Genomic DNA, 23,239 nt, shown 5'->3' with positions numbered 1-23,239 from the left:
ATGGCAACTTTTTTTTATCAAGGCATAACTGAAAATGGCTCTCAGGTATCAGATGTTATAGTTGCAAGCTCAAAAGGTGAAGCTATATCGCAGCTTATGGAAGTTGGTATAGAAGTTGTTAAAATTACAAGAGGTATAAAAAAAAGAAAATCTGATGATATAGGCGTTAAAATAAAATTAAATAGAAAAGACATGATAGCATATTTCATACATGTTGCCGAGATGTCTCATGCTGGTATAAAAATATTGCAATCACTTGATTTACTAATTGAAATGTCAAATAGCAAGAAACTTAAACATACTGTTTCTATAATGAAAGATCAAATTAATGCAGGTTTAAATCTTGCAGATGCAATGCGATATGTTGGCTGTTTTGATGAAATGTTTTGTAATCTAATTTTTGTTGCAGAAAAATCAAACTCTATTGAAAAAGTTGCGCAAATGATAGTAGATTATATTAAGTGGACGGCAAATATTAAAAGAAGTATAAATAAAGGCGTTATAAGACCAATGTTTTCACTTGTTGTGATACTATGTGCGATGATTGGAATGGCAACTTTTATGATGCCAAAATTCCTTGAGACATTAAGCCAAATTGGAAATCAAAAAATCCCATCATATGCTAAAAATTTTATTACATTTTCGGCATTCTTACAGGCAAATTGGTATATGATTCCGGTAATAGTATTTCTCCTATTTCTATGCTTTTTTATTCCAAGGTTTTTTAAAATTATACCAGCTGTAAAATTTATAGATATGTGTAAACTCAAAATGCCAATTTTTGGAACACTCTTGCTAAAGATTGAAATTGCTCGTCTTGCGGCATTCTTGTCAATATTAATACATGCAGGCTATAAAGCAAATGAGGCTATTTTAATGGCAAAAAATGTAATGGTAAATTACTATGTTAAAGATGCCGTTGATAAGGTTGGGGTTATTATGTCAGAAGGTGAAACTTTATATAATTCATTTAAAAGATTTAAGGTTTTTCCTAAGTTTTTCCTATCAATGATTGGTATAGGAGAGACTGTAAATGACATCGAGGGAACAATAATGAATATTAAAGAATCTTATGATAAAGATATTGATAGCACTGTAGAGCTTGCAATTGCAAGTGTAAAGCCAATAATTACCATAATATCTGCAATTATTGTCGGCTGGATGGGTTCTGCAATATTTGGACCTATGTATAATAGCTTAACTGGAATGACAAATTCAATGCGATAGTAAAGCTAATCTCTATTTTTCGGCTTTAGGCAAAATTGCGTGCCGTGAGTTAGTCCTGTTGCAAAAATACTGCTATGATTTTCATCCGCCAAAAATTCAGTTTTTACATTATCACTTTTCAAAATTTCAGCCATTTCGCGCACGCCCTGTATCATTCTCTTTGTCTCATTTAGGCCAACTGTCATGTATAATTTTGCTTCTTGATTAATTTTTGCCTTATCGATTTGTGAAAAAATATACCTATCTTTATACCAAAATGATGGAGAAACCGCTATATAATTATTAAACATATCGCCGTCTGTTAAATAAACCCAAGTTACAAATAGCCCGCCGTATGAATGCCCAACTATTGTTTTTTGCTCATTTGTACGATATTTTTGGTTAATAAATGGAAATAATTCATCCTTAATAAATGCCTTAAACTTTGCCGCATTTCCAGACTTTTTATAATGTAAATCATCATAGTCGTTATCTTTGTAAGTTGAAATTGGCGTATAATCTCTCGTTCTATTTAACGTATACATAGATAGTGATTTTTTGTCGTTGTAGTCTGGTATTTTATCTTGGTCTGTGTAACCAATTGCAACCAAAATTGCTTCTTGCAAAAAACCACGATCAGATAAGTGCTCAAAAATATTATGCGCAATTGCAAATGAGTAATCTTGGTCAAGTAAATATACAACAGGATAGCTATCTTTCGAAGTTTTGTAATGCTTTGGAAGTGATATGTAAAGCCTATAATTTATACCATTTTTGCTGGATTTTAAATAATGAACTTTCGTATTTTTAAGGCTAACCTGCTTTGCAAGTGCATTATTTATGGTAAATAAAAACGAAATTAAAACAATAAATAAAGCACTTTTTTTCATGAAATAAGACTAAATTGCCTCTATATTTTCAAAATCAGATGATTTGCGTGAGTTTCTCTTTCTTTCGTTTTCATCAAGATAACGCTTGCGAAGGCGAAGGGATTTTGGTGTAACTTCAACGAGTTCATCATCTTCAATATACGAAATCATTTGCTCAAGAGTCATGATTTTCGCAGGCGTTAAGCGAATTGCTTCATCTGATCCTGATGCACGAATATTTGTAAGTTGCTTGCCCTTTAAAACATTTACAGGTAAGTCATTATCTCTATTGTGCTCGCCGACGATCATTCCATTATAGACTTTTTCGCCAGGGCTAACGAACATTATACCTCTTTCTTCAAGGTTAAATAATGCATAAGCAACGGCGTCACCGTCTCCGATTGAAATTAAAACACCATTTTGACGACCTTTAATCTCCCCTTTGTATTTTTGATAAGAGTTAAAAGATCGACTTAAGATTCCACTTCCTCTTGTGTCGGTTAAAAATTCACCTTGATAGCCTATTAAACTTCTTGTTGGTGTGTGGAAGATTATACGAGTTCTACCTGTTCCAGATGGTCTCATGTCAACCATTTCACCCTTTTTATTTTGAATTTTCGCAATAACAACGCCAGTACAGTCGTCATCAACATCGGCTTGCACTTCTTCGATTGGCTCTAAAATATCTCCAGTAGTTTTATCTTTTTTAAACAAAACTCTTGGGCGAGAAACCGAAAGCTCAAAGCCTTCACGACGCATTGTTTCAATTAAAACGCCAAGCTGTAATTCACCTCTTCCAAAAACTTCAAAGCTATCTTTTTCTTTTGATTGCTGAAGCTTGATTGCAATGTTTGATTCCGCTTCTTTTTCAAGCCTTTCTTTAATAACGCTTGAGGTTACTTTTGAACCTTCACGCCCAGCAAGTGGAGATGTATTTACCGTGATTGTAATTGACATTGTTGGCGGATCAATTGGTGTTGAAGGAACTGGCTCTTCAACATCTTGCGCGCATATTGTATTAGACACTGTTCCCAAAACACAGCCCGCAAGAACTACGATCTGCCCAGCACTAGCTGTTTCTGTATTGATTTTAGTCACGCCGGAAAATGTCTGAATTTTAGTAATCTTAACCTTTTCAACTGTATTTGAATTTATGTCTAAAACCTTTACGCTATCGCCAACTTTTACATTTCCGCTATAGATTTTACCAGTAAGCATTCTTCCCATAAATGCATCATTTCCAAGCATTGTTGCAAGGAATCTGAATTTTCCATCGCTATATTGTTCAACTGGTGGTTTTACGTGATCTACAATTTTTTCAAATAAATCAATTAAATTCTCTTTTTTGACGTTGCTTTCAAGGCTTGCCCATCCGTCACGACCTGAGGCGTATAAAATTGGGAAATCGCACTGCTCTTCGCTTGCTTCAAGTGCAACGAATAAGTCAAAAGTTTCGTTGATAACCTCTTCTGACCTTGCATCTGGCTTGTCAACTTTGTTTATTACAACAATTGGGCGAAGACCCTGCGCTAATGCTTTTCTAAGGACGAATTTTGTTTGCGGCATAACACCTTCAGAGCTATCAACAAGTAAAACAACCCCGTCTACCATTGATAAAATACGCTCAACTTCACCACCAAAATCTGCGTGCCCAGGGGTGTCTACTATATTTATATTATAGTCTTTATAAACAATTGATGTACATTTTGCAAGGATTGTAATTCCACGCTCTTTTTCAAGCTGATTGCTATCCATGACCCTTTCTGCCATTTGCTGATTATCTCTAAAAGTTCCTGATTGCTGCAGCATTGCGTCAACAAGTGTAGTTTTTCCATGGTCAACGTGAGCAATGATTGCTATATTTCTTAAGTTTTGCATTATTTAATTTCAAAAGTATTTAATGCTCTAAGGTCTTTTTTTAAAAAGCAAGTTTTTTTTAAACTTTCACAAGTAAATTTTAAGATTTTTTAAATCTCAATAATTTACATGAAACTTAGAGCATTATAGAATATTTACTTTGCAGCATCTCCACCAGTTTTTGCAGGCTCATCAGCACCTCTCTTACCGCAAACTTTTGCTATATCGCAATTTTTTATCATTTGCAAATTAGCACCTTTTTCAAGTTTGGATAGAATATCTTCAAGCCTGATAATGTGATTTGACTTTAGTCCTTTAAGATCAACTTCGATAAAAGGCGGGATTTTTCCAACTTCTGCAATAACCTTCGGATTGTAATTCATCACATTCAAATATCCACCAAATTTAATCGGCAAACATTCTAATTTATTTACAAATTTTACAGGAACTGCAACTTTAATTTTATCACCTTTTTTTACAACTTGTAAATCAATGTGAAGAATTTTATTCACTCTAAATTGTATATCTTTTGTTATAACTTGATACTCAGCAACTGGTTTTTTTGATATTTCAGTTTTAAAATTTGCAATGTCTTTCATTTCAACATTATCAAATATTTTTAAAGTAAAAACTTCAGTCATGAAGCTTGAGTTTGTAGTTAATTTTTCTATTTGTGATAGAGATAGCAAAACATTTAAGTTTTTCCCATCTTTTGTATATATAACAGCTGGTAAAACACCAGAAGTTCTGACTTCACGAGACGCAGACTTTCCAATTGAAGCCCTCGCTACGCAATTTAAAATAATTGACATAAACGCAAAATTTAATAATTTAAACAAAAATAACTAAACTGCTTTGAGAGAGAGCAGTTAAATCTAATAATATACAAAATACTAAATTTTTTATTTGCAAGTAATTTTTTCTTATGTATAAAGAAATTAAATTTTTTGTTTTATGAAAGAAGAAAAAGATATTATAGAAAAAGCGTTTTTGGATATTAATTCATTTGAAAAAGCAGAAATTAAAAATGCAGTTGATGCTGTTTTTACAAAATTAAACACATTTGAGCTAAAAATCGCCGATGTAAAGGATGGAAATGTTATTGTGCACGAGTGGATTAAAAAAGCAATATTGCTAAAATTTCGCACATCTGAAAATCAAATTATGCCTTCCGGTATTGAAAGTTACAACTATTTCGATAAAGTAGAGCTAAAATTTGCAAACTGGAGCGAAGATGACTTTAAAAATGCAAAAATCCGCGCAGTTCCAGGTGCTATCGTTAGAAATGGCTGTTTTATAGGGCAAAATGTAGTATTAATGCCGTGTTTTGTAAATGTTGGTGCGTCAATTGGCGATGGAACCATGATTGACACATGGTCAACCGTTGGATCTTGCGCTCAAATCGGCAAAAATTGCCATATTTCAGGTGGAGTTGGTATAGGTGGCGTTTTAGAGCCGCTACAAGCAAACCCAGTAATAATCGGCGATAATTGCTTTATTGGCGCTCGAAGTGAAATTGCAGAGGGCGTTATAGTTGGCGAAAACTCAGTAATTGGAATGGGCACTTTTATATCATCTTCAACGAAAATCGTAGTGCGTGAAACGGGCGAAATTTTATACGGAAAAGTTCCAAGCGGCAGCGTTGTTGTATCAGGCATTATGCCACATGAATCTGGAATTTCCACTCGTGTTGCCATAATTATTAAGCAAATCGATGAAAAAGTAAGAACAAAAACCTCTATTAATGAGCTTTTGCGTGGATAAAGAAAGAATTCTAGCTTATATTGAAGAATAATCGTTGCAAATAGAGGCTATAATAATCGTAAAGCATAAAAAATACTTGACTATTATTTTTACCCAAATAACTCTGACATACAGTCGGAGTATAGCGCAGCCTGGATTAGCGCATCTGTTTTGGGTACAGAGGGTCGGGGGTTCAAATCCCTCTACTCCGACCATTATTATAAAATCAACTTAAAAGCTGTAATAAAAAATCTCCAATTTAGCCAAGTCTTGTAATAATAAATTCCTAACAAATATGACATCTGTATTTTATGATGTTAATGCCATGAATAACTTACATTTTAGTGTAATTGTTATTCATTTTTAGAAAATTACCCTATAATTGGCTTGATTTCTTCGATGAAAAGCAATATCCGCATATGACACCTATTATAAGTCCAGCTATACATGCTGAAATTGTATGGCAATTTAACTCAAATCTACAAAGCATTGTTATCATTGTAATTGGCAACATAATGACAATATATTTTATGCCATATCTTCTGCATACAAATGTCATTGCACATGACGCCATGGATGAATGACCAGACGGCATATTTGATTTCTTTTGATTTGGTCTTATTGAATCTTCAAGATGTATAGCATTATAAAAATGTTTAAAACCATGGGTTAAAATTGTTGTTGATATACCAACATATATCGATTGTATAATTCCTATTTTATCTTGCATTATTATCGGTATTGCAACTTGTAGTGCTGTATTTCCATATCTTGCGTATTTATCCATCGTGCAAACTGGCTTTGTATCATTTGCTTTGCGATTATTGTAAAATGATCTATTACATTTATAAAATGAAGATATAAAAAATCCAATAAATAATAAAATTACTATCAACCATGATGAGCGATATTTAGATATATTTGTTTTCAAAAGTTTTACTATATTAGTCATGATTTGAAAAAATATCAAGTTCCTGTCTATAAAATTCACTTTTCATTCCAAAAGCTCCCATTACTGAATGAAAAATGTAATCTTGGCTATAGTCTTTATTTTGTGCAAATTTCTTTGCATTTATATTGTGCTGCTTTTTAAAATCTTCAGACATCCAGACTAAAAATGGTATTTCCTTCTGAAACTTTGGTGCAATTGAATATGGCGTTCCATGTAAATAAATGTTATATTCACCAAGAGACTCTCCGTGATCTGATATGTAAATTAATGCAGATGATTTTGCATTTTGCTTTAAGAATTCGATTGTTTTATGCAGGAAGTAATCGGTATAAAGTATGGTATTATCATATGCGTTTATTAACTCTTCTTGTGTGCATTTTTGTAAATCAGTTGTTTTGCAAACTGGAGTAAAATGCTCAAATTGCTGTGGATATTTCTCATGATATAAAGGTCCATGGCTTCCTGATTGATGTAAGATAATTAATTGATTTTTGCCATTTTGCATCTCATTTTTTAAATTGCATAACATAATGTCATCATATGTTTTACCCGTCTTTTTTTCATTGCATTGAATCTGCGATGTATTTTCTATTTTGGAAATATTCATCTTAGGCATTCCCCAGTTGTTTGATCTTAAAATAACATCAATTCCATGTCTATAAATATAGCTTGGAAGATTTTCATATTTTGCACTTTTTTTACTACTTCCAAGGTGTGAAAGCATACACTCAATAGATCCTGTTGTATACGTTGTGCAAGATTGCGTATTTGGCATAGCAAAAACTCCATCTTTTTCCAAGTATGGATTTGTCTTTTTGTCATAACCATATAGTGAAAAATTATTTCTTCTTGCAGACTCTCCTATAACTAAAATTACAACATTATTAAACTTCTTGTCGAAATATCCATTTGATATTAACTCTATCTTTTGATTTTTAAAATGTTTTTCAAGGATATATCTGGATGTATTTCCAATATACGAAAATGGCATTATTAATCCACCAAGATGCTTTGCGTTTTTGTCTATCCAAAGCCATGATTTTGAATTAACAAATAATAAAATTACAATACCAAATATTGATACTAAAATTCTAGTAATACATTTCTTAAATGATATTTTACATTCCTTGTAGCATATTAATATAATAGATGGCAATATTCCAAATATTATTACATAAAAGATAATTTTGATATTAAAAAGACCAACTGCTTCATCGTGATTTGTATTAAATACATTTGAAATCATTGTTTTATCAATTATAACCGTATATTGCGTGCAGAAATAAAAACAAATTGAATTAATTAAAAGTGTAGTTGTTGTAAATATTTTAAATATAATTTGATTTACAGAAAGTATAATGCCAAAAATATAGACTATAATAATTTGAATAAATAAGCATTCAAATAATATTATAACTCCACTTAAACTAAATACGGCAATATTTTTACACGCAAAAGTAAATAATGGATATGATGTGCAAAGTGTTAGTAGTGAGTATAAAAATGGCTTTGTAATGTTAAATCTGAAATTTTTTAGCATATAATTTCTCGATTATCATTTGTAACTTTCAAAGTATCTATCAGAAATTTGAATAAATAAAATAACATGATGAAACCTAGCCACGAAAAATATAGTTATGATAATAAAATGGTGCCGACTGAGGGACTCTAACCCCCGACCCACTGATTACAAGTCAGTAGCTCTAACAGCTGAGCTAAGTCGGCACTCCAAAAATCCTGTAACAACAAGAAAAATAATAATCAAGTTTTTTTTATTATTTTCGTAAATGTTAAATATGATGAGATAAATAAAATCATTGCAATACAAAGAACTTGACCCATGGTAAGTAAATTAAAAAATAAGCCAAGCTGCTCATCAGGGTTTCTAAAAAATTCAATAAAGAACCTAAATATAGCATATAATGAGACAAATATTAAAGATAAATAACCTTCCTTTTTCCCAAGATTAGTCTGCTTTTTTAGATAAAGCATAATAAAAAATAATATAAATCCCTCAAAGAAAGATTGATATAATTGGCTTGGGTGACGCAAAAGCATTGTATTGTCTGTTGAAAACATAACACCCCAAGTTTGATCAGTCGGCCTTCCATATAACTCACCATTAATGAAATTCATAATTCTCCCAATTCCAAGGCATAACGGCGTAATTACAGCACATATATCAGTAATTGCAAAAAATCTTTTGTCATACTTTTTTGAAAATAAATAAACGCCTAAAATAAAGCCAATGAGTCCACCATGAAAAGACATTCCGCCTTCCCAAGTTTTAAAAATATCTAGTAATGAATTGTTTATATAATATGAAAAGTTGTAAAATAAAACATAAAATAGCCTTGCACAAAGTATTACACAAAGAACAATGTAAGTGGAAAATTTATCAGTCAGTTCCTTACTTTTTAAGTAATCCCTATTGACATAATATGGAATGATCAAAAGCCCAAAAATGTATGCAAATGAGTAGTAATGTATCTTTATTGACCCAAAAGATATTAATACCGGATCAATATCGCTATAAATTTTTAACCCATTAACAATAATCATAGAAAAACACAAAGATATTCAAAATCATCATCCTTCATGTCATTTAAGACCTTATATTTGGTATATATTTCTATCTTCCCGTGCGTTTTGGCTTTTGATATAATAATTTCATACATTTTTTTACCGACAGTGCTAGCTATATTATCGCTTTCTATATACAAAATCCAGTAATCTTTCTTAGAGATTAATAATTTATATAGATTAATTAATATTTTGTCGTTTTGGCTAAGATTCTTTACCTTTACATTCATTAAAACATCCAGTGTGAGATATTTTTTTATCAATCTAAACATCTTTAATTGACCACAGCTGATTAATTGTATTAATAATGCAGTTTTTATATTTAGGTTATTGAAGATTTTTAAAAATGGCTCATCATTTAGATTTATTTTATATGAATTTTTAATATTTGTTTCCTCAAAATATTGCCTTGCTACATCGCCTATAAATTCATGTATATACTTATCGTTTGTCATAATCTTTGTAACGAAATGATAAAATAAATAATACAATTGACCAAATTAATGCCGAATATGATGGAACAAGTGCCTTTTGCAATGGTGCTATATTGTAAATATAGTGTACATTAATAAATGAATATGTAACGCACCCAAGATACATAGATGTTAGAAATAAACTTGATATTTTGCCAATATTTTTTGTTGTTGAAATAGACATATACCATCTTGTTGAATAAATTAATACTAAAGTTTTCGGCAAAGCTTGTAATATTGTTGAAAGATATATAAATACTATTGACCCACCAAGATTTGATAACATGAAATTTCCAATTGACAGAATTAAAAAACAAATTGCAAAATTTAGTATTTTGTTTTGAAAACTAAATATCTTGTCAAAAAACACTGCAAATAAAAAGGAAAAACCTATAGAAAAAAGCCCATTAAATGTTGCAAAAATTGATTCCTTGCCAATTTCCTTTACAAGAAACGGTGTATTACTTTCAATACATGTTGCAATTAACGCATTAATAATTGCCGATATATAAATTACAAAAAGTGGAATAAGTAGCTTATTTTTCTTATCATCTTCACTTTTTATGCTTGGTATATTTTTTTCATTAGATATTTTTGTAAAGGGGATAATTAAAATGTAGGATAAATATATAAAATATATATAAAATGGCGCTAAATATGATATACTTCCTAGTGCATAGCTAGATATTACAATTACTGTTGATAAAATGTAGTTAATTGCAAAATTTGTAGACGAAAAGCCCATTCTTTCTTCATTGCTTAATATAAATCTTGCATATGAATATGCAGTTGACACAAGCATAGCTGCGCCTATTCCAAAGAAAAATCGTGTGTAAAGTGTGAGATTTAGATTTTGGAAAACAATAAATTCAGCCCCAGATAAAAAGCTAATGATGCTTCCAAGTATAGCAAATAATTTATATTTTGGCCATTTATCTATTATACTTCCAAAAATAAAACATGATGATAAAAAGCCAAGGCATGGCATTGTAAAAATAATATTTTGTAATAATATTTCGTGATTTGGAACGTGGTAAAACGCTTTATTTAAAGATGAAATATTGTATGTCAGTGGCGCCGCTATTAGCGAGCCACATGATGTGAAAAGAGCAAGTAGCAGTATGTCTATTTTTCGCTTCATACTCTAATGCTCAGATTATTACTTTTTGCTATTGCATTGTGTAGATTTTTCATAGCATCAATGCTGTTTTTTTCATAAGTCTCTAAAAGCAGGGTGTATCCTTTTGCAATTAATGATTTTTCTTCAAATTGTGTTGATAAAGTGCTGAGAAAAATTCCAAATAGCCATAAAATTGTTATTCTCATTGCAAAACTTAATATAGCAAATTCATGAATCTTTGCAGCGCCAATAATAAATAAGAGCACTGGCGTACATAATCCAATAATTAATCCACCCTTAAAGACTCTTTTTTTAATTAAAATTAAACTTCCAAGTAAAGGTATTGAGTATTTATAATTAAATCCATTTTGTATAATCTTAAAACCACTTTGAGCATCAATTATATTATCAGATACTTTGCCGTATATTTTATACATTTTCATAAAAATTTGTACTAATTTTTCTACCTCTAGCAAGAAAAATAAAAAATGCAATTGTTTTTTATATTTTTATGTTTTATAAATTTTTCAAATGAGTTTTGTTATGAAAAGTAAAATATTTCATCCTATTGTTTTAAAATTTTGCTTTCTTGGCGCTCTGGATAGATTTATGTTAATTTACTCTGTCTATCTGATATTTTTTGCCAAAATTGGTCTTAGCCCAGCATTAATTGGTATAGCTCTTTCTGTATACGAAATAGGAAAAATTTGTGGTAATCCAGTTTCTGCAACTCTTGCTGATAAATATGGAAGGAAAATATTAATTTCCATTGGATTTATCTTTAAAGCAACAGGCGTTGGTCTTTGGGCTTTTATGCCATCAGTGCAAAGCGCATTTATAGGTGTTTTACTAATTGGCATAGGCCAGTCAGGCACAAGTAATATAGACTCATATATGTATGATGAATTTAAAGCAAATTCACTTGAAAGATACTTTAAAAGCGCAATCGCAATGAAGTCAATTGTAACAAACATGAGCGCCTCAGTTGGTGGATATGTAACAAGCTTGCTATACTCAAATTTTGGATTTTCCGGTGTATTTACAACCTCCGCTATGCTAATGATTTTGGTCTCAATACCATATGTCATTTTCTGCTTGCAAGATTCTAAACTATATACAATTGATAATAAAAATAAATCTCTTATGTATGTTGCCAAAAATGGATTTCTCGAAATTAAAAACGACAGAATAATGTTTTATGCAATATTGCTAGTTTCAATGTTTTTCTCTGCATATATAATGTACACAGACACAAATAAAATGATAATGAATGATATAGGCTTTACCCCAGATGTAATAGCAAAAATATATGCCGTTGCCCATATTACTCCAATTTTTACAACATTAATCTTTTTAATCTTCAGGCCAGGGCTTTTAATTCGTGGCGTTATAGTAATTGCAATGATTATATGGATTGCAATAGCAGTTACATCGTATATGTTTTATGGTAAGCCTTTGGTTGCAGTAATTCTTGTGTTTTTATTTATGTATCCAATATTTGAAACATGTATTAAAGATAATATGCATAGATTAATTAGTAAATCTTCACTTCGTTCAACAATAGTTTCATTTTCATATTTACTATCATCAACACTAAATATATTCTTTAGTTTATTTATAGGCTTTATTGCACATCATTACTCATATAAAGTTGCAATTATTGCATTTTCCTTTACCATTTCAGCATTGATATTTACTGTAATGCTTATTCAGAGAATTAAAGTTATGAAAAGATTATTTTGTTAGTTTATGTTATTTTTTAACTATTTAATGATTATGGCACTTTCAGTCTCAGCACTGATTGTAAGCTTTATTGTAATATTTTCATCAACAATAGTTTCCGTCTTTGCATATGGAATATTGAGCCTATTTTTAACAACAATGTACCTAGTCTTGTGCGCCCCAGATGTTGCAATTACTGAAGCAGCAGTTGGTTCTGCAATTAGTACAATGTTTTTCTTAATGGCTATTCGCGCTATTGAAAATAATATCTCACATAAGCAAAAACATGAGAAAAAAGAAAGAATAAAAATATCTTTAAAAAATGCAACAATCGTTAAAAGCTCTATTGTTTTTTGCTTGTTTGTACTAATGATTTATATTGGTGTTTCAGATGCATTTATTGAAATAGGTAAGCTTGGAAATGCGGTAAATTTTGAATCATCAAATTACTATATTGAACACTCATATCAAGAAACAGGCGTGAAAAATATCGTAACATCAGTTCTTGCATCCTATCGTGGCTTTGATACTTTGGTTGAAAATTTAGTTATCATGACATCAGCTATTGGTGTATATTTTATACTAAAAACAAAAGATGCAGAGGAAGATGTTAATTAGCTGCATTTATGAAAGATGAATTTTTTGCTTGCATTTAAAAAATGAATGTTAATTTATTCAAATAAGAGCCGTTTTAGCACAGTGGTAGTGCACTTTCTTGGTAAGGAAGAGGTCGCAGGTTCAATTCCCGTAAACGGCACCACTTTTTATCTCTACCATAAAATACGATTTTTAATCATTGTGAATAAATCACTATAAAAACAGCCTAAATTACCTTTATTTCCATTTTAAGTTCACACTATATAAACTAGTGTCTATTCTGGTTTTATCATAATTTATAGCGTTACTACAGGTGAATCACGCTAATAATTTGGAGATTTCTCCTGATTTTCGACACTAAACACCATAACTTACATGGATTTAGATAAACGAGAATCTCGACCCTTGCTATTCATTATTTTCTTATTTTGCAATACATTTTCTACACAAAAACCCTAAATTCATAGCTTTGCAAACGAGTGTTTTGCCAGTTTTAAGTTAAGATCTTGTTTGCATATGTTCATTAAGGTTAATATGCTTAGGGATTCGTTGTTTTTGTACATTTTCATCAAAAATTAACTAAATTACTGCATTTTTACTTTGTGCATAGCTTTAGAAACGAGTTTTTTACGATTCAAAGGCTTTATTTGCAATGCAATGAAGGTATGTAACAAATATGGATAATTGTACCAACTGTCAAAAAATATCCTAAATTTACTGGGTTTTGCTTTATTTATTTTCTATTTTTAGCTCCTGTAAAACTTCTTTATCAGCAATAACGCTTTCTGGCTTAATCATCTTAATTTTCGATCCATTTGCGACAAACCCCCAAGAAAAACCTTTTCCAATCGCAATAATTTTGTCATTCATCAGCCTTACAGGAAAGGTTTTAGCCTTCCAGTGTAAAGTATGACCATTTGGAACAGCCCACTGCGGTTCGTCATTAAAATTTTCATAGCTATAAAGTGGATATTTCGTAAATTTTGGATCCCAGTCTACAAAATGCCTCCACTTGCCATTTTCCCAGTTTGAGTCTGTGTCAACAATTTGCACCCATCCATCTTTAAAGTTTTTATCCCTGGATATAGCGCTCATTCTTGGATAATTTTTATTGCTTGGTAAATTTTCTATATAGTTAATTTCTATATTATTAATTGTGATGGTTTTGTGGAAGTTGTCTAAAAAATCCCTTGTTCCACTTGGCAATTTTTTGTCAACGAAACCCTGTTCAAAAAATTCATCCCTAACTTTTGTCGCAGAAATATCATCATCAAAAGATGATTTAACTTGAATAATGTCGAAGTCTTTCTCAAATCTTTTGTCATAATTTGCCTTATCTCTATCGTAGTAAATAAAGGCAATATCATCTTTATTTGGCTCTGCTTTGAAGATTTTTCTATATTCAGACTTTGCGGTTTTGATTAAATTATTATCCCAGTCTTGGATGGTTTTACCTTTTTTGACGTAGTCAAGTTGGATGATAGAGTAATTTGTAAATCCGTCTTCCGTGAGGGTGTTTGTAATCATCTTTTCTCTATCATCTCCGCTAAATACATTTCTTTCGTCTTTTTGCATGCCTTTTGCCTGAGAAATTGCAATTAAAACATGTTTTCCATGTTTTTTTGCCTCTTTAATCATATCGTAATGACCTTGATGAAATGGCTGAAAGCGCCCTGGGTAGACGACGAGGTTGTATTGTTTTTTATTAAACTTCGCACACGAAACAACCAGCATTAATGCAGTAATTAACAGTAATTTTTTCATAATCTTAGCGCATTGTTGCCAAATTATAATAACAAAGAGTTATTAATCAAGAGTTTTTTGCAAAAATATGCTAGATTATGCAGTTCTTTGTACTTGAAAATTGATATTTCTATTATTTACGGCTCTTTGTCAATATCCTTCTAATCTCATCCCTAAACCCATCCATAGTTTTGACATAAATCTTACTTCCAGCCTCAACTTTTTTGCTGTATCTATTGACGCCAAAGCCGATGAAAATGTCTGCCTCTTTTGCCTTCCAGACTTCCAAATCGTTTTCTCCATCGCCTATGTGTACGACTTTTCCTTTGATTTTACCTTCTTTTTTGAGTAATTTAATTAAGTCGCTTTTCTTTTTTGAATAGACTGTATGGCTATCTGGGTTTGCACAATTTACATATTCAAAGTTTGTAGTATCAAATTTGAAAGCAGTTTGAAGAGATTGTTTTGAAAAATCTTTAAAATATCCCGAGTAAATATCGCTTTTTGAAGTTCCAAATTCTTTTACAAAATCTGGGATTATGCCACAGCCGAAAGCTGAGCCGCCAATTATTAAAACCTGATGCCCCTGCGATTTTAGTTTTTTAATGACATTTCCAAGCCCAGGTGTTTGATGTTTTATGATTTTTCCGATTGCAAAATTTAAATCTTTTTTAGACACATTTTTGTAATATTTTGCCGCGATATTCTTGACAACATCATGCTCCTTCTGCGTTTTTATTAAATCGCTAACGAATGCTTGATATTTGGCCATTTTTTTCTCATCACCACCTACAATGCTGTAATATATTTGATCAAAATATGCAGAATCTTTATTAAAATTATACATAGTTGCATCAAAATCGAATATGAAGGTTAGTTTTTCGTCTTTTTTTACGCTACACTTCGCACACGAAATAACCAGCATTAATGCAGTAATTAACAGTAATTTTTTCATAATTTTAGCACATTTTACCAAATTCTAATAACAAAAAGTTATTAATCAAGAAGTTTTTCAAAGAAATGCCTTGCCGCCTCATAGACGGGGTTAATTTTGCCATCTTCTCTTGCAACGTTTAAGATTTGAATCTCCTTCCTTGAAATCCACTTAAATTCATCAGCCTTGCCTTCTTCAAGCTTGAAATTTTCCCATCCACTAACTTGAATTGAAAATACAGTATATGCACATTTTTCGCCGTTAATTACGCAATCGCCATCGAATACTATCTCGTTTATTTTCACAAGTTCTAAATTTAACTCTTCTTTTAACTCTCTTTTAATTAATTGCCTGAAATTTTCATCAATTTCAAGTGTTCCACCCGGTAATTCCCAGCAATTTGGGTAAGATTTCCGGCTAGCAGATCTTTTTTGGATATAAATCTGTCCTTTTTCATTTGTGATTATAAAATCTATAATATGTTTTTCGTATGAGCCGATAAGTTTGTATTTTTCGTTCTGATTTTTGTCTCGAATATAGTCAAAAGCCTCTTTGTGTAATGGATTTTTATCGTCATATTGCATGTAATTTACAAAAATTCGTTTATCAAAGCTGCCTTTTTGCTCTCTTTTTTTCGTTTGTGCTAAAATTACATCGTCTTTTGCTATGTTATTGGCTTTTAAAATTTCGTCTATAACCTCGTAACAATCGGCAATTTCAGCGATTAACTCACCCCTATCTTTAGCCTCGATTACCTCCATTGCCTCCTCGTGAAATTTGTTTAATAGCTCTTTTTTGTACTCCTCTTGCCCAAGTATCTTGTAAGATGCTATTCTTTTTTCGCCATTTACCTCTTTTTCAAAAAGTTTTGACCGTACAAGCTTATTAAATGAATATCTGTGTAGCATAATTTTGATAAAATCACTTTTTAACTATTTCTTAAACTTGAAAGCTTCTTTATAATAATCAACTTTTTTAAGCTTTTATTTGGGGATTGAAAAATAAAAAACTTCTTGATTTTAAAAAATATCTTGCTATCTTTTTACAATTGTAAGTATTTTATGATAAATAAGGTTATTTTAGTTGGTAATGTTGGCCAAGATCCAGAAGTAAAAGTAATGCAAAGTGGCTCTAAAGTTGTAAATTTTTCCCTTGCAACATCTGAAACTTGGAAAGATAAAAATGGCGAAAAAAGAGATAGCACAGAATGGCATAGAATCGTTGTTTATGGCGATAGACTGCCAGATATTATAGGGCAATATGTTAAAAAAGGTACAAAATTATATGTTGAAGGCTCAATTAAGTCTCGTAAATATACTGATGCTTCCGGAAATGAGCGTACAATTACAGAAATAGTCTTGCAAAATTACAGTGGAACAGTGAAAATTCTTGACTCAAAGTCTGGATCTAGCGATAATAGGTCGATAAATTCAGCAGAGGATGGCAGCTCACATAAAGAGCAAATTGCATCACAAGATCATTCAGGTCATATAGATGACGATATTCCATTTTAATGGATGTGCTGAAATTTATTGAACGCCTCTAAGAAAATAGTTTTTACTGCAACCAAAAGTTTATTTGCGATTGTTTGTTACATCTAACAATTGTAATGTTTCAATAAAAATTAATCCAGTTTTATTGGATGCACTTACTTATATCTGTTTTATTGCCAAAATCACTGTTATTAAAGAAAACGCAGCTGCAAATTTATTCCTGAGCTGTAGAAATTATTTTACACTTCTTGGCCGATGTTCATTACTACTTCCCATCTTTCTTATGGAATTTTTAACAGCAGAATTTTAGATTAATTTACGCAAAGCTAGCCTGTGCTTTTGATACAAATTCAAATTTATTTGTGAGATAAGCATAGTTATTCAGATTAAGGCTTTCCGATTGTAATAACTGAGTCACTACTTTCCATCCTTCTTCGTTGGAATAAATTCCTTGTATTTATCTATTTTATACTTACTTACTTTACATTTCTGTGCAGCTTGTGGATTTTTCTTAATTTCCGTTATTCTATTTAAAATAATTTGCACAAATATATTCTCTTCAGGGCTCTTTCCACTAAAAACCTTATCCGTTGCAAGAAGTTCAAATTGCTCTTGCTCAAGCGAGGCTATTAAATTAAGCGATGAGCATAAATCTTTCTTAGTCATCATAAATATTCCAACAGTTTTTGCCCAAAGAGGAACTTTTTCATTCGTAGTTAAAAGCAATTTTGACGCCTCTTCAACTCTTGTCATGTCTTTTAGCTTTATTGCAGAAAGATAACTTGCAGTTGTAAGCCATCTCCAATATCTACTTGGATCTCTTTTTGCAAAACTAATTAAATAATCAACTATATATATATTATCAAGTGGATTTTGCGAATTTGAGTAATAAAGCCCAGCAAGAGAGGGAATATATTCAGAAATAGGGTCAAATTCATTTAATAGTAAAAACCATTTCTGCAGTTTTGCATAATTATAGTCCTTAAGTGGCGTTGTTGTTCCATAGTCATCACCTGCCATTTGTATTTTATATCCAAAATGCCGATAAATAAAGCTATCATCGCCCATGGAGAAAAATTTCATTAAGTGTTTTCCAGGTGGAACAGGGGTAATGGTTAAATCTGGTTTTATATTTTTCGTTAAAAAGAACCATACTAGAAAATTTAGTGCAAAAAATAGCCATATAACATTTCTTACAAAATAATATTCAGATTCACATGAATGTATTATCTTTCTCATAATTTAAACTAAAATTCACGCATTCTAATGTCAAAAATTGCAACAAAAGTAATAAATATACTATAACAAATAGCCTGTGCAAGTAAAATCCCAGTACTTGTTAGAGAATATGACCCATATACAATAAAATCACTTTTTGCAAATAAATCAAGTCTTGGTATTATTACTGATAATATTTTTAATATAACTTCCGTAATTGAGTTAAAAGAAAGCCCAGCTTTAGACATATCAATATATGCAACAAAATTTCCTATAACTCTGGATATAAAATATCCACCAAAACACATTAATAATCCAAGTGTCGAGCTTCTAATTGCAATTGATAAAAGTAATGACATTGTAACTACAACTGCCGCCTCAAGCATTAATGTTAATCCCCAATACATTATATTTACAAAATCCTGCATATATATTACACACATTATAAATACAGCTTGCGCTATTAATACAAAGCTTATTAATAAAAATGATGATACAAAAGAGTATATTATAGATGCACGCGATGGGATTCTTGATAAAAAGACATCCATTTCCTTGTTTTCAAATAATCTTTTAATATGAAATGAAATAAAAACCATCATTCCAATCATAATAATAAAACGACATGTTGCCGAAGCATAGATAACTCTCATTTGATCAGATTCAACAATCGAAGTGCTTCCTAGAAATCCAGCTATAATTGACGCTATAATCATTCCAAATAAAATACCTATTATAAATCTATCCCTTCTTGCTGAATAGATGGTGTGTAAAAATATTCCACGCATATTTTGAAACATGTTATAATAAAAAATCTACTCTATTTCAACAACTAAAAAACAAAAATCAACTTTTTTTTGCTTCCACAGTGAAAAATTATATTTCCCCTTTGTGCAAAATTTTCTTTAATATGAAAGTAAGTAAAAATCCAGATAATATACAGTTCATTGATCTTCTTACCCAAGTCTCACATTTCTCAAATAAGCAAATTAATGTAATTATTAATGTAATAAAAACAATAAATGATGAAAATAAACAATTATATGCAACAAAGCTTGACCTTAAAGATATGGAAAATAGACTTCTTAAACGCATAATTTACCTTTTTGCAGCAATACAAACTATAATGACTTATATAATAAAAATACTTGCTTTTTAGAAATTATCTTAGATTACTATTTCATATATATTTATAAATAGTGCGTTTATTATTGATAATATTTCTAATACTATTCTCATTTAATGCATCATTTGCCGCAGAATATAGTGATGATGAATTTGCTGAATTTGAGAAAAAAATACCGCTAACCCCAGATCCATATGAAAAAATAAACCGCAAGATATTTGCATTTAATATGGCTATAGATGATTATTTTTTTGCCCCAATTGCCAGATCATATATTAAAGTTACAAGTCGTGATGCAAGATCAAAAGTTTCAAATTTTATTTTAAATCTTCAAGTTCCAAGCGATATTATAATATCTGCAACTCAAGGCGATGCTCAAGGCTTTGGAATTTTAACTTGGAGATTTTTTATAAATAGTACCTTTGGATTGTTTGGATTTTTTGATGTTGCAAATAAGCTTGACTTAAAGCCGATGCAGAAAAACTTTAGTGATACTCTAGCTCTTATGGGTGTGGATCTTGGTAGTTATTTTGTTTTACCGTTTTTTGGACCAAGTTTTACAAGAATGGCTATAGATATGCCTTTTAATATGGCGTTAAATATGGAATTTAAAGATGGCACAATGCCAATATCTTATCGTCTTTTTCAAGATAATGAAAATATTCGTCATATTTTAACAAGTGATAAATATAATATTGGATTACTCCCTGTGAAATTAATCGATATTAGAGCAAGATTAATGGGAATTACAACTGATATAGATAACACAGCGATAGATCGCTATGTTGCATATCGTGATATGTATTATCAATTTATGAAATATAGTGCAGATCTTCGTGTAAAGATTATTAGAAATGGCATTTACAAGACAAGAACAAATGATGTAAATATAACAGACTTGTCAGATTTTTGCATCTCTCACCCTTGGCATGATGAGTGCATGTTTCAAGCACTCTAATTTTCTGCCTCTTCAAAACCTTTTTTTCGAATTATACATGAATCGCATTTCCCACACTCCTTACCATTTTCGGGGCTATAGCATGATATTGTTTTTGAATAATCAACACCAAGCGATAAGCCAAGTTTGATAATTTCACTTTTTTTCATTGCAATTAATGGCGTTTGTATTTTCAATTCGCCATTGGAAAATGTTGTTCCTATATTTGCCATTTTCTGAAAAGATTCTATAAATTCAGGCCTGCAATCTGGATATCCGCTATAGTCAATAGCGTTTGCCCCTATAAAGATTTCCTTTGCATTAATGCTTTCCGCATATCCAAGTGCAATTGACAAAAATATTATATTTCTTGCAGGAACATAGGTATTTGGAATGCCATCGTCGATAACGCCAGTCTTGCTAATTTCACCAACTCCAAGTAATGATGAATTAAAATCACTAAATGCAGATCTCATATCAAATATTTTATGCTTTACCTTAAATACTTCCGCATTGTGTTTTGCATATTCAAGCTCTATGCTATGCTTTTGCCCATATAAAAAGCTAATTGCATAGACATCATATTTTTGACTATTTACCAAGGCAAGTGTTGTAACGGAATCAAGCCCTCCAGATAGCAATAAAACACATTTTTTCATATACTACTTTTGATTAATCAGTAATTTGCGAGATGTTGTTAGCTCTTTTTCGGTTTTCGTGTCTTTTGATGGTGCTAAATCTTTACTTGAGTTGCTTGGAACTTGTGTTTTTGTTTCCACATTGCTAGCTTTTGCGTTATCAACAACATCATCACTTGCAGAATCAATATCTATCTTTTTTTCTTCATTATTATCTTTTGCTATCAAATTTTCACGAATTGGCTCAAATAAATATATCTTTTGATCAATAATGCCAGATGATATTTCCGATATTGAATCATACCCAAGCCCAATTTTATCAAGCTTTTTAATTAATCCATACTCGGTTAATATTAGTATATCTTTATTGTTAATGTCATAATCCATAACAATTCCAACTATATGATCATTTCCATAATTTACAACGCTTTCAAGCCTGCAATCTGTTTTTATTGATCTTGATATTACTATTAGTTGCCCAGGTTTGATACTTTTTGCAATACTCTTTATTTTTATTGGCTTGAATTTATCCATAAACTCATCGTATGAGCCTAGTTTTGTGAGGAAGATAGCTGGTATATAGCCTTCTTTAAAGAACATTCTATAAGACCATATAATAAATTCAGGTGTAATATCTTGATTTAACTTGAATATATTGGCATAAAAAGGCAGATTTTTACCCTTTTGTTGATTTTGATATTTAATTTTAATTAGCTCATTTGCGCCATCATGCCCAGTTGTTGGAACAATAAGTGATGATGTGGATAGGTTTTTTTTCACTAAATAAAATGAGCTCTTACCTTTTGTATAGCTGTCTGTTGTGCTAAATTTTCGTGGTAGCGGTATTTGCTTTAGTATGCTTGATTCTGTAATATATTTTTCTCCATTCATTAAGATGCCATCAATATTGAGTTTATAAATTTCACTTACAATATTTAGTGCAATGTGCATCATGGCGTTTATATCTCTTTTGCCAAGAATTTGTTTTTTGTTTGCATTGCAGAAAAATATGCTATCACCGCTCATGTTATATCTTGATGGCATTTCACCAGATAATATAGATTTATAATTTTGATTAAAAATGCTTCTTGCAATCTCCATATCCTCTATTACGCCTTCAATTAGCGATGTGCTATTTTTATATACAGCTGAATCATTTGATGAAAAGTATTGTAAAAATGCCTTATAGTATTCAATTTCTCTTTTCATTCTCTCGTTAATTTCTATTCGTAATAATTTTTTTTCATCATCAGATATTTGCTTTGCCTTTATTTTTTCTAATAAGAATACTATTTCTGCCTGATTTTGATTAGCTTGAGATTTTTCGTATTCAATTGTATCTTTTATTATTTTATCATTGTAACTATCAGATACCCTATTTTCAAATATTGATTGATTTAGCAGGATTTGACAACTATTTGCCGAAAGATTTGATGCTGAATTGTAGAACTTAGCACAAGACGTTAGGCAGAGCGTGCAAATCAATATTTTAAAATAGCTAATTTTATTCATTGTAATTCATTTAAATATTCTTGAATATCGGCATTGGTACAAAATCCAGCAAGAACCGGGTCTTTTGGTGTAATTGACGCAATGCCTTTATACGATCTATCTCTTATTTTTGTAACTGTTGATTGAGTTGTACCAACGAGCTTTATAATGTGCTTATCAAGTAATTCTGGATATTTAATAATTAAATACAATATAGCACATGGTATTAAATTCCTTTTTGCAATTGGTTTATATTTCTTTTTCTTCGTGCTTTTAGTAAGATCTTTCATGAAAGTTGTCATGGTTAGAATTGTATTCTCGTTTGACTCGCATCTTGTAATTTCATCTCTCGTTAGTTGATGATTTTCAATCGGATTTACAGGCTGAACTAAAACCTCATCATTTGCTATAGCCTCAATTTCCATGTAATGAAGATGGCAGAAATCTGCTATTTGTTCAAATGTAAGCGATGTATTTTCAATAAGCCAAGCCGCTGTTCCTTTTGGATTTATAACCATATATTCAAATATTTGTAAT

General features: G+C 30.8%; 24 protein-coding genes and 3 tRNA genes. 9 read left to right on the top strand and 18 right to left on the bottom strand.

The features are described 5' to 3' along the window. On the top strand, positions 1-1,227 hold the full coding sequence (locus deia_RS04810; RefSeq protein ID WP_146821104.1) for a type II secretion system F family protein: 1,227 nt from the start codon (positions 1-3) through the stop codon (positions 1,225-1,227). A gap of 5 nt (positions 1,228-1,232) precedes the next feature. Here the strand turns inward: deia_RS04810 and deia_RS04805 are convergent, their stop codons facing one another. The 3 genes from deia_RS04805 to deia_RS04795 all read right to left on the bottom strand — a co-directional run bounded on the left by deia_RS04805 (position 1,233) and on the right by deia_RS04795 (position 4,744). Continuing rightward, positions 1,233-2,096: an alpha/beta hydrolase gene (locus deia_RS04805; protein ID WP_146821102.1), complete on the bottom strand. Its 864-nt coding sequence runs from the start codon at positions 2,094-2,096 to the stop codon at positions 1,233-1,235. Between the two features lie 9 nt (positions 2,097-2,105). Next, positions 2,106-3,953 (bottom strand): translational GTPase TypA, encoded by a 1,848-nt coding sequence (typA, locus tag deia_RS04800; RefSeq protein WP_146821100.1) that lies wholly within the window; start codon positions 3,951-3,953, stop codon positions 2,106-2,108. A gap of 134 nt (positions 3,954-4,087) precedes the next feature. Beyond that, positions 4,088-4,744: a 50S ribosomal protein L25 gene (locus tag deia_RS04795; protein WP_146821098.1), complete on the bottom strand. Its 657-nt coding sequence runs from the start codon at positions 4,742-4,744 to the stop codon at positions 4,088-4,090. A gap of 142 nt (positions 4,745-4,886) precedes the next feature. Between deia_RS04795 and deia_RS04790 the strand changes: the two genes are divergently transcribed. Next, positions 4,887-5,696 carry a 2,3,4,5-tetrahydropyridine-2,6-dicarboxylate N-succinyltransferase gene (locus deia_RS04790; protein WP_146821096.1) on the top strand — a complete coding sequence of 270 codons (810 nt, stop codon included), beginning with the start codon at positions 4,887-4,889 and terminating at the stop codon, positions 5,694-5,696. Between the two features lie 115 nt (positions 5,697-5,811). Next, positions 5,812-5,890 (top strand) — tRNA-Pro (locus deia_RS04785). Positions 5,891-6,051: 161 nt separating this feature from the next. On the opposite strand, the gene deia_RS04780 is transcribed toward deia_RS04785, so the two are convergent. The 7 genes from deia_RS04780 to deia_RS04750 all read right to left on the bottom strand — a co-directional run bounded on the left by deia_RS04780 (position 6,052) and on the right by deia_RS04750 (position 11,246). Further along, positions 6,052-6,627, bottom strand: coding sequence for a phosphatase PAP2 family protein (locus deia_RS04780; protein WP_146821094.1), 576 nt, complete (start codon positions 6,625-6,627; stop codon positions 6,052-6,054). Next, positions 6,620-8,167: a phosphoethanolamine--lipid A transferase EptA gene (eptA, locus tag deia_RS04775; protein WP_146821092.1), complete on the bottom strand. Its 1,548-nt coding sequence runs from the start codon at positions 8,165-8,167 to the stop codon at positions 6,620-6,622. Before eptA ends, deia_RS04780 begins: the two co-directional genes overlap by 8 nt. Positions 8,168-8,276: 109 nt before the next feature. Beyond that, positions 8,277-8,352, bottom strand: a tRNA-Thr gene (locus deia_RS04770). A gap of 36 nt (positions 8,353-8,388) precedes the next feature. Next, positions 8,389-9,189 (bottom strand): prolipoprotein diacylglyceryl transferase, encoded by an 801-nt coding sequence (gene lgt, locus deia_RS04765; protein ID WP_146821089.1) that lies wholly within the window; start codon positions 9,187-9,189, stop codon positions 8,389-8,391. After that, positions 9,186-9,665 carry a hypothetical protein gene (locus tag deia_RS04760; protein ID WP_146821087.1) on the bottom strand — a complete coding sequence of 160 codons (480 nt, stop codon included), beginning with the start codon at positions 9,663-9,665 and terminating at the stop codon, positions 9,186-9,188. Before deia_RS04760 ends, lgt begins: the two co-directional genes overlap by 4 nt. Further along, positions 9,652-10,824: an MFS transporter gene (locus deia_RS04755; RefSeq protein ID WP_146821085.1), complete on the bottom strand. Its 1,173-nt coding sequence runs from the start codon at positions 10,822-10,824 to the stop codon at positions 9,652-9,654. The genes deia_RS04760 and deia_RS04755 overlap by 14 nt, the downstream gene beginning before the upstream one ends. Further along, entirely contained in the window at positions 10,821-11,246 is a 426-nt protein-coding gene (locus deia_RS04750) for a hypothetical protein (protein WP_146821083.1), read from the bottom strand. The genes deia_RS04755 and deia_RS04750 overlap by 4 nt, the downstream gene beginning before the upstream one ends. A gap of 100 nt (positions 11,247-11,346) precedes the next feature. Here deia_RS04750 and deia_RS04745 point away from each other — a divergent pair, with 100 nt between their 5' ends. From deia_RS04745 to deia_RS04735, 3 genes are all read left to right on the top strand, one after another. Beyond that, a complete protein-coding gene (locus deia_RS04745) occupies positions 11,347-12,549 on the top strand; it encodes an MFS transporter (RefSeq protein ID WP_161982870.1) in 1,203 nt (400 codons plus the stop codon). A 3-nt stretch (positions 12,550-12,552) separates the two neighbouring features. Further along, positions 12,553-13,143, top strand: a complete 591-nt coding sequence (mbhE, locus tag deia_RS04740) for a hydrogen gas-evolving membrane-bound hydrogenase subunit E (RefSeq protein ID WP_146821079.1) — start codon at positions 12,553-12,555, stop codon at positions 13,141-13,143. A gap of 67 nt (positions 13,144-13,210) precedes the next feature. Next, positions 13,211-13,285, top strand: a tRNA-Thr gene (locus deia_RS04735). 566 nt (positions 13,286-13,851) lie between these two features. On the opposite strand, the gene deia_RS04730 is transcribed toward deia_RS04735, so the two are convergent. The 3 genes from deia_RS04730 to deia_RS04720 all read right to left on the bottom strand — a co-directional run bounded on the left by deia_RS04730 (position 13,852) and on the right by deia_RS04720 (position 16,707). Next, on the bottom strand, positions 13,852-14,886 hold the full coding sequence (locus tag deia_RS04730) for an adenylyltransferase/cytidyltransferase family protein (RefSeq protein WP_146821077.1): 1,035 nt from the start codon (positions 14,884-14,886) through the stop codon (positions 13,852-13,854). Positions 14,887-14,998: 112 nt separating this feature from the next. Next, entirely contained in the window at positions 14,999-15,820 is an 822-nt protein-coding gene (locus tag deia_RS04725; protein ID WP_146821075.1) for an HAD family hydrolase, read from the bottom strand. Positions 15,821-15,861: 41 nt separating this feature from the next. Next, positions 15,862-16,707 (bottom strand): NUDIX domain-containing protein, encoded by an 846-nt coding sequence (locus deia_RS04720; RefSeq protein WP_146821073.1) that lies wholly within the window; start codon positions 16,705-16,707, stop codon positions 15,862-15,864. Positions 16,708-16,860: 153 nt separating this feature from the next. Between deia_RS04720 and deia_RS04715 the strand changes: the two genes are divergently transcribed. Beyond that, positions 16,861-17,313 carry a single-stranded DNA-binding protein gene (locus deia_RS04715; protein ID WP_146821071.1) on the top strand — a complete coding sequence of 151 codons (453 nt, stop codon included), beginning with the start codon at positions 16,861-16,863 and terminating at the stop codon, positions 17,311-17,313. Positions 17,314-17,709: 396 nt separating this feature from the next. On the opposite strand, the gene deia_RS04710 is transcribed toward deia_RS04715, so the two are convergent. Beyond that, positions 17,710-18,531, bottom strand: coding sequence for a hypothetical protein (locus deia_RS04710; RefSeq protein WP_146821069.1), 822 nt, complete (start codon positions 18,529-18,531; stop codon positions 17,710-17,712). A gap of 8 nt (positions 18,532-18,539) precedes the next feature. Beyond that, positions 18,540-19,298 (bottom strand): hypothetical protein, encoded by a 759-nt coding sequence (locus deia_RS04705; protein WP_146821067.1) that lies wholly within the window; start codon positions 19,296-19,298, stop codon positions 18,540-18,542. Between the two features lie 122 nt (positions 19,299-19,420). Here deia_RS04705 and deia_RS04700 point away from each other — a divergent pair, with 122 nt between their 5' ends. Then, positions 19,421-19,669: a hypothetical protein gene (locus deia_RS04700; RefSeq protein ID WP_146821065.1), complete on the top strand. Its 249-nt coding sequence runs from the start codon at positions 19,421-19,423 to the stop codon at positions 19,667-19,669. Positions 19,670-19,709: 40 nt separating this feature from the next. Next, entirely contained in the window at positions 19,710-20,594 is an 885-nt protein-coding gene (locus deia_RS04695; protein WP_146821063.1) for an MlaA family lipoprotein, read from the top strand. Here deia_RS04695 and queC read toward each other — a convergent pair. From queC to deia_RS04680, 3 genes are read right to left on the bottom strand one after another with little or no spacing between them, the layout of a single operon-like run. Then, entirely contained in the window at positions 20,591-21,232 is a 642-nt protein-coding gene (queC, locus tag deia_RS04690) for a 7-cyano-7-deazaguanine synthase QueC (protein ID WP_146821061.1), read from the bottom strand. The genes deia_RS04695 and queC overlap by 4 nt on opposite strands. 3 nt (positions 21,233-21,235) lie before the next feature. Continuing rightward, positions 21,236-22,723 carry a hypothetical protein gene (locus tag deia_RS04685; RefSeq protein WP_146821059.1) on the bottom strand — a complete coding sequence of 496 codons (1,488 nt, stop codon included), beginning with the start codon at positions 22,721-22,723 and terminating at the stop codon, positions 21,236-21,238. Further along, positions 22,720-23,220 carry a cell cycle transcriptional regulator TrcR gene (locus deia_RS04680; RefSeq protein ID WP_146821057.1) on the bottom strand — a complete coding sequence of 167 codons (501 nt, stop codon included), beginning with the start codon at positions 23,218-23,220 and terminating at the stop codon, positions 22,720-22,722. The genes deia_RS04685 and deia_RS04680 overlap by 4 nt, the downstream gene beginning before the upstream one ends. Positions 23,221-23,239 lie beyond the last annotated feature (19 nt).

Origin of the sequence: Candidatus Deianiraea vastatrix, assembly GCF_007993655.1 — a bacterium.
In the GTDB taxonomy this organism is placed as follows: Bacteria; Pseudomonadota; Alphaproteobacteria; order Rickettsiales; family Deianiraeaceae; genus Deianiraea; species Deianiraea vastatrix.
Note: the sequence above shows the minus strand (reverse complement) of the source record. Positions and strands in the feature narration are given on the sequence as shown.

Excerpts from the sequence above, each read along its gene's own strand:
- deia_RS04685 (WP_146821059.1), bottom strand. The coding sequence starts at position 22,723 with ATGAATAAAATTAGCTATTTTAAAATATTGATTTGCACGCTCTGCCTA.
- deia_RS04680 (WP_146821057.1), bottom strand. The coding sequence starts at position 23,220 with ATGGTTATAAATCCAAAAGGAACAGCGGCTTGGCTTATTGAAAATACA.
- deia_RS04700 (WP_146821065.1), top strand. The coding sequence starts at position 19,421 with ATGAAAGTAAGTAAAAATCCAGATAATATACAGTTCATTGATCTTCTT.
- deia_RS04745 (WP_161982870.1), top strand. The coding sequence starts at position 11,347 with ATGAAAAGTAAAATATTTCATCCTATTGTTTTAAAATTTTGCTTTCTT.
- deia_RS04705 (WP_146821067.1), bottom strand. The coding sequence starts at position 19,298 with ATGCGTGGAATATTTTTACACACCATCTATTCAGCAAGAAGGGATAGA.
- deia_RS04750 (WP_146821083.1), bottom strand. The coding sequence starts at position 11,246 with ATGAAAATGTATAAAATATACGGCAAAGTATCTGATAATATAATTGAT.
- eptA (WP_146821092.1), bottom strand. The coding sequence starts at position 8,167 with ATGCTAAAAAATTTCAGATTTAACATTACAAAGCCATTTTTATACTCA.
- deia_RS04715 (WP_146821071.1), top strand. The coding sequence starts at position 16,861 with ATGATAAATAAGGTTATTTTAGTTGGTAATGTTGGCCAAGATCCAGAA.
- deia_RS04730 (WP_146821077.1), bottom strand. The coding sequence starts at position 14,886 with ATGAAAAAATTACTGTTAATTACTGCATTAATGCTGGTTGTTTCGTGT.
- deia_RS04710 (WP_146821069.1), bottom strand. The coding sequence starts at position 18,531 with ATGAGAAAGATAATACATTCATGTGAATCTGAATATTATTTTGTAAGA.
- deia_RS04790 (WP_146821096.1), top strand. The coding sequence starts at position 4,887 with ATGAAAGAAGAAAAAGATATTATAGAAAAAGCGTTTTTGGATATTAAT.
- deia_RS04755 (WP_146821085.1), bottom strand. The coding sequence starts at position 10,824 with ATGAAGCGAAAAATAGACATACTGCTACTTGCTCTTTTCACATCATGT.
- lgt (WP_146821089.1), bottom strand. The coding sequence starts at position 9,189 with ATGATTATTGTTAATGGGTTAAAAATTTATAGCGATATTGATCCGGTA.
- queC (WP_146821061.1), bottom strand. The coding sequence starts at position 21,232 with ATGAAAAAATGTGTTTTATTGCTATCTGGAGGGCTTGATTCCGTTACA.
- deia_RS04805 (WP_146821102.1), bottom strand. The coding sequence starts at position 2,096 with ATGAAAAAAAGTGCTTTATTTATTGTTTTAATTTCGTTTTTATTTACC.
- deia_RS04780 (WP_146821094.1), bottom strand. The coding sequence starts at position 6,627 with ATGACTAATATAGTAAAACTTTTGAAAACAAATATATCTAAATATCGC.
- deia_RS04720 (WP_146821073.1), bottom strand. The coding sequence starts at position 16,707 with ATGCTACACAGATATTCATTTAATAAGCTTGTACGGTCAAAACTTTTT.
- typA (WP_146821100.1), bottom strand. The coding sequence starts at position 3,953 with ATGCAAAACTTAAGAAATATAGCAATCATTGCTCACGTTGACCATGGA.
- deia_RS04760 (WP_146821087.1), bottom strand. The coding sequence starts at position 9,665 with ATGACAAACGATAAGTATATACATGAATTTATAGGCGATGTAGCAAGG.
- mbhE (WP_146821079.1), top strand. The coding sequence starts at position 12,553 with ATGTTATTTTTTAACTATTTAATGATTATGGCACTTTCAGTCTCAGCA.
- deia_RS04725 (WP_146821075.1), bottom strand. The coding sequence starts at position 15,820 with ATGAAAAAATTACTGTTAATTACTGCATTAATGCTGGTTATTTCGTGT.
- deia_RS04810 (WP_146821104.1), top strand. The coding sequence starts at position 1 with ATGGCAACTTTTTTTTATCAAGGCATAACTGAAAATGGCTCTCAGGTA.
- deia_RS04795 (WP_146821098.1), bottom strand. The coding sequence starts at position 4,744 with ATGTCAATTATTTTAAATTGCGTAGCGAGGGCTTCAATTGGAAAGTCT.